We start from the raw sequence: 15,128 nt of genomic DNA, 5'->3' as shown, positions 1-15,128 counted from the left end.
GTAGTGCCTTCCGGAAGGAAGCATGAAAGGGCGAAGCTGTCGACATTATGAATTCCAAATTTCAATACATATATATAAAGACTAGACACACCTGTGTCCGGTCTTTTTATTTTATCCGGGAAAGGGGAATGCGGCAGTATCGTTCCGGCAATGAACCCTAAGGAGGCCCTGCCAAAGGAAAGGAGGCGAGCAGCTCTGTCACCATAAGTATGATATGGAAGCGTAAGGCATTACGGATGGGGCTCGTCATATGCGCTGCTGCCCGACCGGGCTCTAGCGGAATGAATACGGCTATATGTCTTAGCAGATAGGAAGAAACTTAAAGCAGAGAGGGCGAGAATAGAATGCCTGTCGGAATTGAAGCGTTGAATGTCTATGGAGGGTCCGCCTTTCTGGATGTGCTGCAGCTGGCCAAGCATCGCGGATTGGATACAACCCGGTTCGACAATTTGATGATGAAAGAGAAGGCTGTCGCGCTGCCGTTCGAAGATCCGGTCACATTCGGCGTGAATGCGGCGAAGCCGCTTGTTGATGCGTTGCGGCCGGAAGAAAAGGATCGGATTGAGCTGCTTATCACCTGTACGGAATCAGGCATCGACTTCGGCAAGTCGATTAGCACCTATATACATCATTATTTGGGTCTGAACCGGAACTGCCGGTTATTCGAGATCAAGCAGGCCTGTTACTCAGGCATCGCGGGCCTGCAGACGGCCATCAGCTTCGTGCTGTCTCAAGCATCACCGGGGGCGAAGGCTCTCGTTGTCGCGACGGATATCTCCCGCTTCATGACTGTGGAGCCGGGGGAGGTGCTGACGGCTGATTGGTCGTTCGCCGAACCGAGCGCCGGGGCCGGCGCTGTTGCTGTGCTGGTCAGCTCCCGTCCGTATGTATTTCAGATCGACGTAGGGGCGAGCGGATATTACGGCTATGAAGTGATGGACAGCTGCCGCCCGGTTCCCGACAGCGAAGCCGGCGATGCCGACTTATCCTTGATGTCTTATCTGGACTGCTGCGAGCAGACATTCCGGGAGTACAAAAAAAGGGTGCCGGAAGCCGATTACAGGGAGACCTTTCAATATCTCGCTTTCCATACCCCTTTCGGGGGAATGGTGAAGGGTGCCCACCGGTCGATGATGCGGAAGCTGGCCCAGGCGAAGCCGCCTGAAATTGAAGCGGACTTCCAAAGGCGGGTTAGGCCCGGTATGGTGTACTGCCAGCGGGTAGGCAATATTATGGGCGCGACGGCACTACTCTCGCTGGCGAGTACGATCGATCATGCAAGTCTCGATACGCCGGGCCGAATCGGCTGCTTCTCTTACGGCTCCGGCTGCTGCTCCGAATTTTTTAGCGGAGTTGCTTCAGCTAAAGGGCAGGAGCTTCAGCGCAGTTTCATGATCGGCCAACAGCTCGATGAGCGTTATCCGCTATCGATTGACGAATATGAATCGTTGTTCCAGCCTGCGAACGCGCTTCGATTCGGCACACGCAATCTGAAGATTGATCCGGAAGTACTGCCCGGCGCACTGAAGTCTGTAAGCGGGAGTGCACGCCTCGTTCTGGAGGAAATCCGTGAATATCACCGGGAATACAGGTGGACCTCATGAACTATGACACGATTAAGGTCCGGGCTCAGGGGCAGGTCTGTTATCTTCAGCTGAACCGTCCGGAAGCCGGCAATACGATAAACGACCGGTTGGTCGAAGAATGCTCACACGCGCTGGCGCAATGTGAGGAAAGTTCGTCGGTCATTGTACTGGAAGGCATGGACGGTATTTTCTGCACAGGTGCTGACTTCAAGGGTATTCACGCCAAGCTGACGGTGGGGGAGCCGCTGGACAATCGTCCGGAGCCTTTGTATGCCCTGTGGCAGAAGCTGGCGACAGGTCCATTCATTACGATTGCCCATGTCAGAGGCAAAGCGAACGCCGGAGGGGTAGGCTTCGCAGCCGCTTGCGATATCGTGCTGGCAGACGAGAAGGCGGAGTTCAGCTTGTCCGAGCTTCTGTTCGGGCTTTTTCCTGCTTGCGTATTACCGTTTCTCATTCGGCGGACGGGCTTTCAGAAGGCTCATTACATGACCCTTACAACGAAGCCGATTCCGGTACAGGAAGCGCATGCGTGGGGGATTGTGGACGGGTACGGCCCGGACAGCGAAATGCTGCTCCGCAGGCATTTACTCCGGCTCAAGAAGCTGCCGAAACCCGCGATTGCGCATTACAAAACCTATATGAACGAGCTGCGCGGGATATTGACGACATCCAAACCGTTAGCTTTGGCGGCTAACGAGAAGATTTTCGCGGACCCCCGGAATCTGGAGAAGATTTACCGCTATGTGGAGAAGGGACAATTTCCTTGGGAGGACGAATAATCTATGCTGACGATATTGAACGATTATAGTAATGGCTATGTAGCCATTCCCGTCATTGCAGCATGCAGCAAGCAGGGACTTTTCGCGGAGCTGTCCTTGACGGACCCGGTTTCATTTCAGGAGCTTTGCGGGAAACTGAACGCCAACAAGGGTTCTTTACGCATCGCGCTGAACATGCTTGAATCGATGCATTGGGTGGAGAGAAGCGAAGGGGATGCTTATATCCGCACGGCTTCGGCCGATGTTCATGAACAGATGCGGGAGGAAGGCGTGCCGCTGTTGTCTTTTCCGATGAAATCATATTTAAAAAGAAACCCATCCAAGCTCACACTGGAGCATTGGATCGAACGGTCGGAGCGGCAGTGGGATATGCAGAACCCGGTCATGGCCCGGTTTATGGACGGCTTGCTGGTGATTCCGCTCCTCCTGGCACTGAAAGAAAACGGCCAGCTAAGCTACGGGCAAGACGGAAGCAACACGCTGCTGCTGAAGAACATGGGGGCGCGCACCCGTAAGGAGATTAAGCGTTACTTTTCACATCACGGCTGGCTGGCGCAAGTTAAGGAAGAGGATTGCCTGACTGATACGGGCCGCTTTATGGTGGACCGTATTTTCATTACCGCGGCGATGGCCGCCTACCGGCCGATGCTCATGAGTATGGACGAGATTCTGTTCGGGGATTCCAGGGCAGTCTTCGGACATGACGGGGAAGGGCATGAGCTGCATATCGACCGGACGTTGAATGTCGTGGGCAGCGGATTTCAGCATGAGAAATATTTCTCCGATATGGAGGAAATCGTCCTGGCGATATTCAACCGTGAGCCGCTCGCGGAGCAGCCGAAATATATCGCCGACATGGGATGCGGGGACGGCTCCCTGCTGAAGAAGATGCATGCCATCATCCGGGATAAAACGGTCCGGGGCCGGCATTTGCAGGAATATCCGCTTAAGCTGATCGGCATCGATTATAACGGGAAGGCGCTGGACGCGACAAGCCTGACCCTGCAGGGGACGGAGCATCTGGTGCTCAAGGGCAATATTGGCGATCCGGCCCAGGTGATCCGGGATTTGAGGGAGCTGGGGATCGGGGACCCGGAGCATATTCTGCATGTCCGTTCGTTTCTCGATCATGACCGCCCCTACCTGCCGCCGGCAGATCAGGTGTCGGCCGCTGCCCGCTCGCGGGTCCGTTTCGACCAGCCGTATACGGATTCGGAAGGGAATGAAATTCCGGGAACCGACGTGTTTCAAAGCCTGGTGGAGCATCTGGAACGCTGGGCATCCGTCATGGGTAAGGACGGTATAATCATCCTGGAGGTACACGGCCTGGAGACGCGGACTGTACGCGATTATATAAGTAAATGCGAAAGCTTGCATTTCGATGCTTACCACGCTTTCTCCCAGCAGCTTCTTGTAGGTGCAGAGCAGTTTCTAATGGCCGCATCCGAGGCGGGCTTGTTTCCGGATTCTAATTATTTCCGCAAATACCCAAAGACGATGCCCTTCGGCCGTATTACCTTGAACCGGTTCGAACGGAGAGACTATAGAATCCGGTATGCCCGTCTGGACGATATGCCGGCTCTAGAGGAGCTGGAGGAGGCATGCTGGGAGCCGGATCTACGGACGCCGCCCTCCTCTATCCGGCGCAGATGGGAGCAGGACCCGGCGGGTCAGCTTGTCCTTGAAGTGGATGGAAGAATAGCCGGAGCGGTATACTCCCAGAGAATTGGAGCATCCGGGCAGCTGAGGCAGGCTTCCTTCGGCCGGTTGGAAGAGCTGCAAGAGGAGAATGGACCGGTAGTCCAGCTGCTTGGACTGAACATTCTGCCCGGGATGCAGCACCGGAATTTGGGGGACCAGCTGCTGGAATTTATGCTGCTGCGATGCAGCCTGATTAGCGGAGTGCATACCGTAGCAGGCATTACCCGGTGCAAGAATTACTCGCGGAATTCCGGGGTCCCGCTGGAGGATTATATCCGGCTGCGCAACGAGCATGGCAGCCCGGCGGACCCGAATTTAAGATTTCATGAATGGCATGGGGCGGAGATCAAGCAATTGATACCGGGCTACCGGCCGCTCGATACCGCGAACGAGGGTCAAGGCGTCTGGATCGAATACGATTTGCAGCACCGGCATCAGAAGCATAAGCATGCACCATCGCCTTCGCTTGAAGAAGTGAAAGCGTTACCCGCGGCGAAGATGCCGCTGCCGGCCAGAAATGTTCCATCCCGAAACGGCTTGATCCGCGACTACGTGACGAAGGTTATCGGTCTCGTCCTGGGGGGCGGTCAAGAATTCTCCATGGACCAGCCTTTGATGGAGATGGGACTGGATTCGGCGGATCTGCTGGAGCTGAACGAACGGATCAGCCACGAGTTTTCTGTCCGATTAGAGCCGGCCTTTTTCTTTCAATATAATACGCCGCAGCTCATCGTTGCTTACTTGGAGGATCAGGCTGCCCCTCAGGAGCCGCAAGCCGAAGAGGAGGTTGCCGCTGTGAAGCCCGTTGATGCTCCGGATTGCACGGATAGCGGGAACCTGCGTCAAGCTGCTGCCAGGAATGGCGAAGCGGCACCGGATAACGGTATCGCTATCGTTGCCGCCGCCTGCCGGTTTCCCGGGGGCGTGTCCAATCTGGATGAACTGTGGGAGCTGCTGCAAGAAGGAAGAAACGCCGTCGGGCGTATGCCGGACGGCAGATGGGAGTGGCCGGATTCCATCGATACGGCTCAATCCCATAGGGGAATCGATAGGGGCGGTTTTTTGGATGATGTTTCGGGCTTCGATCCTTCGTTTTTCCGGATCTCCCCGAAGGAAGCCGAATGGATTGACCCGCAGCAGCGTCTGCTGCTTGAGCTTGCCTGGGAATGCTTCGAACACGCAGGTTATCCGGCCAAGGAGCTGGCCGGAAGCGATACAGGCGTGTTTATCGGAGCCAGCGGCTCTGATTATCAGAGGCTGCTGGATAAGCACGAGGTTTACTACGGTCCCGGCGCTTCTATGGCGGCCCTGCCGAACCGCCTTTCGTATTATTTTAATCTGCATGGTCCGAGTCTGTTGATCGATACGGCCTGCTCCAGCTCGCTTGTAGCCATACATGAGGCCGTACGTTCCATGACTGATGGAGAATGCGGGCAGGCGCTTGTGGGCGGCATCCATCTGATGTGCCACCCGGCCAACAGCATCACCTATTACCAGGCGGGGATGCTGTCGAAGGACGGCGCCTGCCGCACGTTCGATGCCGAAGCGAACGGATACGTGCGCGGGGAAGGAGCCGGCATGGTGCTGCTGAAACCGCTTGATCAAGCGCTGCAGGATCAGGATACCATCCTTGCCGTTATCAAAGGCACGGCTGTTAACCATGGAGGCCAGGCCGGAGGACTTACGGTTCCGAATCCGGCCAAGCAGGCCGATCTGGTAGCCGCCGCTCTTCTTAAGGCTGGCTTTGCTCCCGAAACGGTCGGCTATATCGAAGCGCACGGAACGGGCACTTCGCTCGGTGATCCGGTGGAGATCGGCGGCTTGAAGGAGGCGTTCACCAGGCTGTCCGGCGGTAAAACGGAGGATTTCCCGCAGCCTTACTGCGGTTTAGGCTCGATTAAGACGAATATCGGACATCTAGAGGGAGCTGCGGGGATCGCCGGGCTGCTTAAGCTTGTGGTCAGCATGCGGAACCGGAGTATTCCGGCTTCACTGCATTTTCATGAGCTGAATCCGCATTGCTCGCTGGACCAGTCCCCCTTCTTCGTTGCCTCGGAGCAGCAGTCCTGGCCTTTGCCGGAAGGTCATCCGCTGCGCAGGGGAGGCGTCAGCAGCTTCGGGTCCGGAGGTACGAATGCCCATGTGCTGGTGGAAGAAGCGCCGGAGCGGAAGATTCTGTCCCCGCTGGACCGTTCACACGAACTGCTGTGCATCTCCGCTAAATCGGAGCAAGCGTTACAGAACCGGGCGAGAGATTTACTGCTATGGCTCGAACGGAATGGAGAAGCGTACCGGATTGCCGAAGTATGCGCCGCATTGCTGAACGGCAGGGAGCATTTCGCAGGGGCACGGGCCGCCTTCGTCGTTCAAAGCCGGGAGGATATGAAGGATAAGCTCGAGGCGCTGCTTGAAGGACGCGATACGGGCGGGTATTTCAGTGCCGGGCATCTTGGCGTGAATGGGAAATTCCGCCGTCAACCGCTCTTCGAAGAGCTGGGACAGGGAATTATCAAGGAAATAGAATCGGTACGGGACGCGGCCCTGGAGAACGGCCTTCATGCATTGGCGGAGCTGTACGCCGCAGGCTACGATCTTGATTGGAAGGCGATGTACACCGGCGTTCCCGTTCCCCGGATTGGACTGCCAACCTACCCGTTCCAGCGGGAGCGGTATTGGATTGGTGACAGAAGGAGCAAAGTGGCCTCGGAGCAGCAGCCGAAAGCGCCGGACACTGCGCCGGCTCGATACGAGTCCGGTTCATACCCGGTGGTCTCCGCTCCGGCCGCGACAAAGCCGCATGTAGATCCGCAGACGGCTTCAACGGCTGACGCCCACACGCAGGAAGTTTCGGAGCTGCGGGGGATAACAGCGTTGCGGCCGGTAACCGAATACGGGTCCAAGAGCACCGTACAAGCGGCAGACCGTTCCAGACCTTTCATCTCGCTCAAGCCTTCCTCCGAATTGCTGCCCCCTACCGCCGGAGCGTCCAGCGGCAGGGAACCGCAGCGCAGGCCGGACCTGCGCGAAGCCGGTAACGAGCACGTGTTACAGGAAGAACTGGCACTTAGCTTGGCTGAGGCGCTCTACATGAAGCGCAGCGAGATCGACCCGGGCGGGAAGTTCGTTGATTTCGGGCTGGATTCCATTATCGGGGTTGAATGGATTCAGACCCTTAACAAACGGTATGGCACGAAAATTCCGGCAACGAAAGTGTATGAGTATCCGACACTACGGGATTTTTCCGGGTATTTGGTCCAGCTGATATCCCCATCATCCGAGGGGCGTATTGCTGATCTGCCGAAGGAGGAAGCGGTCCTTCACCCGCCGGTGTCCGCTCTATCCGCAGGGCGGTCGGATCTGCGGAAGCAGCTGGCTGTAAGCTTGGCGGAAGCTTTGTATATGAAGCCTGAAGAGATTGATCCTTCCCGGAAATTTGTTGATTTGGGGCTGGATTCGGTCATCGGCGTGGAATGGATTCAGACGGTTAACCGCCTGTTCGGCACAGCAATAACGGCAACCCAAATCTACGCCTATCCGACGCTGTATGATTTTGCGGAATACGTTGAGGAAACGCAGGCAGAAAAGGAAGGTCCGCCTAGCGCGGGCACAGCTGAGGCCGAGCTGTCGGTCGACGAGATATTGGAAAAGGTATACACGGGGACGCTGGACAGCGGCCAAGCCGGTCATTACTTGCAGCAGCTTCGCTATACGGGAGCTTCAAAATAAACGATGGGAGTGCGATAAGATGGTCTCGGTTGGAATCGAAGCGATGAATGTGTACGGCGGGTCGGCCAGCCTGGATGTTCTCGAGCTGGCCAAATTCCGCAGCCTGGACACCTCCCGGTTCGAGAATTTGCTGGTGAAGGAAAAAACGGTGGCGATGCCCTATGAGGATGCCGTTACGTTCGGCGTCAACGCCGCCAAACCGCTCCTCGATGATATGACACCGGAGGAGATCGGGCGGATAGAGCTGCTTGTGACTTGCACGGAATCGGGCATCGATTTCGGCAAATCGCTCAGCACCTACATCCATCATTATCTGGGTTTAAGCCGGAACTGCCGGCTATTCGAAATCAAACAGGCCTGTTATTCCGGTACAGCAGGATTCCAGATGGCCGTCAATTTCGTATTGTCGCAAACCTCGCCCGGAGCCAAGGCGCTGGTGATCGCGACGGACATCTCCCGGTTCTCGGCAGCTGACGCCGCCGAGGCCGAAGGGGCGGACTGGTCGTTCGCTGAACCGAGCGGTGGCTCGGGTGCAGCAGCGGTGCTGGTCGGCGAGAATCCGGCTGTATTCGAAGCCGATATCGGAGCGAACGGTTATTACGGATATGAAGTGATGGATACCTGCCGCCCTGTTCCGGATACGGAGGCGGGCGATGTGGATCTATCCTTGCTCTCCTACCTGGATTGCTGCCAGCAAACGTTCCAGGAATACAAAAAGCGGGTAATCGGTGCGGATTACCGGAGCACGTTCCAGTATCTGGCCAGCCATACGCCATTCGGCGGAATGGTCAAAGGTGCCCACCGCACCATGATGCGAAAGGAAGCAAAGGCAGGCCAAGCTGAAATCGAGGAGGATTTCCTCCGGCGTGTCATGCCGGGAATCAGTTATTGCCAGCGGGTAGGCAATATTATGGGGGCGACGCTGTTTCTGTCTCTCGCCGGCACCATCGACCAGGGCAGCTTCGAGACGCCGGGGCGAATCGGGTGTTTCTCTTACGGCTCGGGATGCTGCTCCGAGTTTTATAGCGGTGTCGTGACGGCGGAAGGCCAGCGGCGGCAGCGGCGTTTCGGCATCGAACGGGCGCTGGGCGAACGTTATCCGCTGTCAATGGCGGAATACGATGAGCTCTTGCGGGATACGCAGGCGATCAAATTCGGAACCCGTAATGCGAAGCCCCATTCACAGCTGATCCCGGAGGCTTGGCAGGCATTGCGGGGTAAAGGCCGGCTGGAGCTTGTGCAGGTCCGGGATTATCACCGTGAATACAGCTGGGGGGGCTGATGGCAATGTTCTCTTCGGTCGTTCGGCTGGATGAAGCGGAAGCAGGCATTTTCCAAATTACGATGGAGGACCGTGCTAACCGGAATATGTTCTCCGGAGAGCTGATCGCCGGGCTGCGGTCGGCCTTTGCGGAGATCGATGCCAATCCGGATGGCAAAGCGGTCATTCTGACCGGATACGATAGCTACTTCGCCTCCGGCGGTACCCGTGAGTCACTGCTAAGCCTTCATGAAGGCCGCGCCCGGTTCACCGATCTCGATGTGTACAGCCTGGCCTTAAATTGCAAAATCCCGGTAATATCCGCCATGCAGGGTCACGGAATTGGCGGCGGATTCGTGCTCGGGTTATTTTCAGATATAGTCATTCTTAGTTTGGAAAGCGTATACAATACGAATTTTATGAAATACGGCTTTACGCCCGGCTTCGGCTCCACACTGATCGTACCCCGTAAGCTGGGCATGAGCCTGGCGCAGGAAATGCTTCTCAGCGCAGGCAGCTATCGGGGCGCGGAGCTGCAGAAAAGAGGTATTCCGTTCCCTGTACTGCCAAGGAATGAAGTGCTGGAGCATGCGTACGGCGTAGCCAGACAGTTAGCGGAGAAACCAAGGATATCCTTAATAACGCTCAAAGACCATTTGACCGCGTCTCTGCGCAGGGAGCTTCCGGAAGTTGTGCAGCAGGAGCTTGACATGCACACCAAGACATTCTTTCAGGATGAAGTGCGGGACCGGATTATGAATTTGTTCGGGAATTGAATTTATGGCAAAAGAGGGAATGCCGATGAATGCGGAACAGATATTGCAGGCGCTGATGCGAAAGGAAATCCGGCCGGATGAAGCTAAGGCGCTTCTGGCATCCGGCAAAGGACAGACAGCCGCAGCCGAATCGTATACGAACATAGACGGGCGGCGGAATAAGCCTGCGGACCGGACGGTTGCCGGCCGGGAAGCCATCGCGATTGTCGGAATGTCCGGCAAATATCCGGAGGCTGACGATTTGCCGCAGTATTGGGACAATTTGTCGGCGGGAAGGAATTCCGTCAAGGAGATTCCCCCGTCACGCTGGAATACCGGCAACTACTACAATCCGCATCCTCAAAAAGGAAAAATATATGCCAAATGGCTGGGAATGCTCGAAGACTTTGCGGATTTCGATCCGCTCTTTTTTCATATATCACCGACGGAAGCGGAATGGATGGATCCGCAGCACCGGTTGTTTTTGCAGGAAGGGTACAAGGCGTTTGAAGACGCCGGATATAGCCCGCAGCGGCTGGACGGCATGAAGTGCGGTCTATATCTCGGCATCATGAGCAGCGAATATGGGGCGCTGTGCAGAGAGAGAGGAAAGGCGGACATGTCTTCCGGCTTTGGCTTTGCCCATACGACGGGAAGCAGCCACGCCATAGCGGCCGCCCGCTTGGCTTATTACCTGAACCTGAAGGGGCCGGCAATCCCGATTGATACGGCTTGCTCCTCCTCGCTTGTTGCTGTTCATCTGGCCTGCCAGGCGTTATTGAACCGGGAAACCGATATGGCACTGGCCGGCGGCGTGAGCTTATATTTGACCCCGGAAACGTACGTTTCGATGTGCGATGCGGGCATGCTCTCACCTGACGGGCAGTGCAAAGCCTTCGATAACAGTGCCAACGGGTTCGTACCCGGCGAAGGAGTCGGCGCCATCGTCCTGAAACGGCTGGGAGACGCAGAGGCGGACGGTGACTCCATTCATGGTGTCATTCTCGGATCGGGCATCAACCAGGACGGGAGAACGAACGGCATCACCGCGCCGAGCTTGAGCAGCCAGATGGAGCTTGTGCGGGATATCTATGAGAAATACGGCATTGATCCGGAGAGCATCGGTTATGTGGAGATGCACGGAACCGGCACCAAGCTGGGCGATCCGATCGAGCTTGAGGCAATATCGGCCGTATTTAAGGAACGAACGAACCGTAAAGGCTATTGCGCTATCGGCTCCGTGAAAAGCAATATTGGCCATACATCCGGGGCAGCCGGCATCGCCGGCATCCAGAAGGCCGTGCTGCTTATGCGTCATAAGAAGCTCGTCCCGACGCTGCACTACCGGGTGCCGAATGAGCACTATTCCTGCGAAGATTCGCCGTTCTATGTGAATACGGAGACGAAGGACTGGGAGAGCCGCGAAGGACCGCCGCGCCGCACGGCGGTCAGTTCGTTTGGCTTCAGCGGAACCAATGCCCATCTTGTCCTTGAGGAATATAACGACAAGAGACCTTCCGCCGGGACGGGCGTTCAGCCGTTGTTCGTGCTGTCAGCCAAAAGCGGTGAGCAGCTGGCGGACTACGCCCGAAGCCTGGCTGTTGTGATCGCTTCCCGGGAGCAGATCGATTTGGCCGATGTTGCCTATACGCTGCAGACTGGCCGTGATGCAATGGAGGTACGGCTTGCTTTTCAGGCGGATTCCAGAAAAGCGGTTATTGATGCATTGAACAGTTACCTGTCTGCTGGCGGGGGAGACGGTATGGTTACAGGCCGCGCACTCACCGACCGGCGCCTGCTGGAGCAGGAGCTGACTCCCCTGATGAACCGCTGTATCCGGCAAAAGAAGGCGAAGCCGGCGCTTGAGCTGTGGGTACAAGGGGCGGCGGCGGACTGGGACGCATGGTATGGGGACCGCAAGCCCCGGCGGATCAGCCTGCCGACGTATCCGTTCCTGAAGGAACGGTATTGGCTGCCGCCTGTACAAGGTGCCGGGGGCATCGCGGCGGCGGAACAGCACTGGCAGGAGGCGCAGCGTAATGGCGAAGACGCGCATGCGGGGCGCAGCCTGCGGATGCTGCGGAAGGAATGGGAGCCTTGCCCTCTCCGTGCAGAGCCGGGCAGCAACCGTGGAACGGTCGCCATTCTGGCGTCGGAGGAGACGAAGCCGTTAGCGCTGCTGCTGTCGCATAAGCTTGCTCCGGCCCGGATCATCGGCCCCGAGCAGCTGCGCGGCGAGCTGGACAAGCCCGCACCGGAGCAAGCGGTCTATTCGGGTCTCATTGATTTAATCGGCTGCGGGAAGCAGCGGAGCGGTGAGGAGGAAGACTGGATAACCTGGCTTCAGCGGCTGGTCGAATTCGGGAGCCGGGACGGTATGAAGCTGATAGGCGTAACCCGGGGGCTGGAGGCGGAGGATGGCCCGGCCAATCTATCGGGTGCTGTGCGGGCCGGCTTGTACCGGATGCTGCAGAGCGAATACAGTCATCTTCGTTCACGGCATGTCGACTTCGGGCCGGATTGCGGCGAGCCTATTATGGCGGAGACGATTGCGGCCGAGCTGCTGACGGATAGTCTGGAGGCCGAGGTGCGTTACCTAAGCGGGACGCGGTACCGCGCCTGCTTGGGTGAGCTGCCTATGGATAGCGGAGAAGCGACGCCCGTCTCGTTTCCGGAAGGGCAAACGCTGTGGATTACCGGGGGTACCCGCGGCATAGGGGCGCTCTGCGCGAAGCACTTCGTCAACCGCCGGGGCGTTAGGCGGCTGGTGCTGACGGGGCGGGAAGCATTTCCGCCCCGGGCGCAGTGGGAGGCATACGAGGCGGATGCAGACAGCGCGATCGGGCGGAAAATCCGGGCCGTAAGAGAGCTCGAGGCACTGGGGGCCGACGTGAAGGTGCTGTCCCTTGATCTGACCGATGAAGAGGCGGTGCGCCGCTGCTTCGATGAAGTCAGAGCCACCTGGGGCCGGATCGGCGGCGTGCTTCATTGCGCCGGGATCGTCGATCAGGAGACGCCGGCGTTTATCCGGAAATCAGGCAGCGGCATCCGGGAGGTGCTGGCTCCAAAAACAGCGGGGCTGGATGTATTGCTCCGCTGCATGAAAAGCGAGCCGCTGCAGTTCTTCATGCTGTTCTCGTCCGTGTCGTCCATTGTGCCGGCGCTTGCATCCGGACAGAGTGATTATGCAATGGCGAATGCTTATATGGATTACGCGGCACAGGCATGGCGCGGGGAAATCCCGGTTGTCAGCGTCCAGTGGCCCAATTGGAAGGAAACGGGCATAGGCGAAGTGAAGAGCCGGATCTATCGGCAAAGTGGTCTGCTGTCGCATACGAATGACGAAGGCTTAAGGCTGCTGGATCGTATTCTAGCCCGGGGTCTTGGACCGGTCGTGCTGCCGGCCGTCATCGATCCGCAGCGCTGGAAGCCGGAACAGCTGCTGCTTCGCAGCCTGGGGAGCGGGCAGGGGGAACCGCAGTCTCAGCCTGTGCGGCAGGGGACGGCCCATAATACCGGACAAGACGGGAGAGAAGGCCTTCTGTATTCCGTGTCGGCACTCTTGACCGGCATCTTTGCGAAGGAACTGAAGCTTGCGCAGTCGCGGCTTGATCCCGATACGCCGTTCACCGAATACGGCGTCGATTCCATAATGCTTGCCCAGGTGCTGCGAACCGTACGGCAGTCGGCCGGCATTGATCTGGACCCGTCGGTATTATATGAATATCCGACTATCCGCCTGCTGTCGGAATGGCTGGCGGATAAACACGGCGCATCGCTCTCCCTGGGGGCCGCAACAAATCCGGAAGAAGGAGCTCCGGATAAGGACAAGGGTATTCTCGGAGCGACGTTAAACGGCCGGGAGAAGCAGCCGGTTCAACCGACTCCCGCACCAAAGGCAGCCCCTGTTCCTGCCACGGCAGTGAGGACAGGAACGGGGCCGGCCGATATCGCGGTTATCGGCCTGTCCTGCCGTTTCCCGGGAGCGGAGACACCGGACGGCTACTGGCGGCTATTGTCAGAGGGAAGGTCGGCGATCCGAACGGTAACCCGGGATAACTGGACGGGTGGAGCAGCTGATTATGCAGGGCTGCTTGACTGTTCGCGCACGATGCCTGCCTCACATTTCCGCCTGTCGGAGGAAGACGCGAACGCGATGGACCCTCAAGCGCTGCTGCTGCTCGAGGAGAGCCTGAAGGCATGGCATCAGGCAGGCTATGTGCCGGAGGAGATCAAGGAACGCAGCATCGGAGTCTATATCGGCGCGCGGAGCCGGCACGAGCCGGACGAAGCCAGCCTGCTCCTGGCCCGGAATCCGATTCTGGCGGTTGGAACGAACTATTTGGCGGCTAACATTTCGCAATATTTTGACCTTCGGGGTCCGAGTGTGGTCTTGGATACGGCCTGCTCGTCGGCGCTCGTCGGCTTGAACGTGGCGGTACAGGCACTGCTTGCCGGCGAGATCGAATGCGCGCTTGTCGGCGGTGTCAGTCTGCTCGTATCCGATAAATCGCACCGGCTGTTCCGGCAGCGCGGCATCCTGAGTCCTGAGCCGCAATTCCATATCTTCGACGGGAAAGCGAGTGGCGTGGTGCTGTCGGAAGGAGCAGGAATCGTACTGCTTAAGCCTGTAGCGCAAGCGCTGATAGACGGAGACCGGATTTATGCGGTCATTAAGGGAGTTGCCGTGAACAATGACGGACGGACGGCGGGACCGGCCGCGCCGAATTATACGGCGCAGACAGAAGTGATGCGCCAGGCACTGGTCCGGAGCGGCAAGCAGCCGGAGGAGATCGGCTACATTGAAGCGAACGGGTCAGGATCGGAGGTGAACGATCTGCTGGAGCTGAAGGCGACCCAAGCCGTGTACCGCAAGGCAGGCGGACCGCCTCTTTGCATCGGGTCTGCCAAGCCCAATATTGGACATCCGCTGTGTGCAGAAGGCATCGCCGGCTTGATTAAGCTTGTCTTGATGCTGGACCGCCGGGGGTATGTTCCGTTCCTGTCCGGCCATACGCCGATGAAGCATTTCGATATCGGCGCTTCGCCTTTTTATTTCAGCAGGGAGCATCAGGAGTGGGCGGGTCCCCGTACCGCAGCGCTGAACTGTTTTGCGGACGGAGGCACGAACGCGCATATCATCCTCGAAGGCTGGGAGGAGCTTCGCGGGCCGGATGCGCTCCGCCGTCCGCTGCCGCTGCCGGCTATGGAGCCGGATGGAGGGCCGGGCGGCACCACTGGGCTTGAGGGGACTGACGATTCGCAGCCGGGTGAAGCGGAGAGCGAACCGATCATCTGGGAATCGTACGCCTAAAGG

Annotated in this window: 6 protein-coding genes; all 6 read left to right on the top strand. The window is 57.9% G+C overall.

Translation table 11 applies throughout. The features are described from left to right. The first annotated feature begins 344 nt into the window (after positions 1–344). The 6 genes from MHI42_RS07840 to MHI42_RS07815 are packed head-to-tail and all read left to right on the top strand — an operon-like array spanning position 345 to position 15,125. Positions 345–1,604 carry a hydroxymethylglutaryl-CoA synthase family protein gene (locus MHI42_RS07840; RefSeq protein WP_342423400.1) on the top strand — a complete coding sequence of 420 codons (1,260 nt, stop codon included), beginning with the start codon at positions 345–347 and terminating at the stop codon, positions 1,602–1,604. Next, positions 1,601–2,368: an enoyl-CoA hydratase/isomerase gene (locus MHI42_RS07835; protein ID WP_342423399.1), complete on the top strand. Its 768-nt coding sequence runs from the start codon at positions 1,601–1,603 to the stop codon at positions 2,366–2,368. The genes MHI42_RS07840 and MHI42_RS07835 overlap by 4 nt, the downstream gene beginning before the upstream one ends. 3 nt (positions 2,369–2,371) lie before the next feature. Continuing rightward, entirely contained in the window at positions 2,372–7,795 is a 5,424-nt protein-coding gene (locus MHI42_RS07830; protein ID WP_342423398.1) for a beta-ketoacyl synthase N-terminal-like domain-containing protein, read from the top strand. Between the two features lie 19 nt (positions 7,796–7,814). Then, positions 7,815–9,077: a hydroxymethylglutaryl-CoA synthase family protein gene (locus tag MHI42_RS07825; RefSeq protein ID WP_042135870.1), complete on the top strand. Its 1,263-nt coding sequence runs from the start codon at positions 7,815–7,817 to the stop codon at positions 9,075–9,077. Between the two features lie 5 nt (positions 9,078–9,082). Beyond that, positions 9,083–9,832, top strand: coding sequence for a polyketide synthase (locus MHI42_RS07820; RefSeq protein ID WP_039293177.1), 750 nt, complete (start codon positions 9,083–9,085; stop codon positions 9,830–9,832). Positions 9,833–9,836: 4 nt separating this feature from the next. Beyond that, positions 9,837–15,125 (top strand): SDR family oxidoreductase, encoded by a 5,289-nt coding sequence (locus MHI42_RS07815; protein WP_342423397.1) that lies wholly within the window; start codon positions 9,837–9,839, stop codon positions 15,123–15,125. The last annotated feature ends 3 nt before the right edge of the window (positions 15,126–15,128 follow it).

Origin of the sequence: Paenibacillus sp. FSL E2-0178, assembly GCF_038593005.1 — a bacterium.
Classification (GTDB): Bacteria; Bacillota; Bacilli; order Paenibacillales; family Paenibacillaceae; genus Paenibacillus_AQ; species Paenibacillus_AQ phytohabitans.
Note: the sequence above shows the minus strand (reverse complement) of the source record. Positions and strands in the feature narration are given on the sequence as shown.

Coding starts and splice junctions, on each gene's coding strand:
- MHI42_RS07835 (WP_342423399.1), top strand. CDS start 1,601: ATGAACTATGACACGATTAAGGTCCGGGCTCAGGGGCAGGTCTGTTAT.
- MHI42_RS07815 (WP_342423397.1), top strand. CDS start 9,837: ATGGCAAAAGAGGGAATGCCGATGAATGCGGAACAGATATTGCAGGCG.
- MHI42_RS07820 (WP_039293177.1), top strand. CDS start 9,083: ATGTTCTCTTCGGTCGTTCGGCTGGATGAAGCGGAAGCAGGCATTTTC.
- MHI42_RS07830 (WP_342423398.1), top strand. CDS start 2,372: ATGCTGACGATATTGAACGATTATAGTAATGGCTATGTAGCCATTCCC.
- MHI42_RS07840 (WP_342423400.1), top strand. CDS start 345: ATGCCTGTCGGAATTGAAGCGTTGAATGTCTATGGAGGGTCCGCCTTT.
- MHI42_RS07825 (WP_042135870.1), top strand. CDS start 7,815: ATGGTCTCGGTTGGAATCGAAGCGATGAATGTGTACGGCGGGTCGGCC.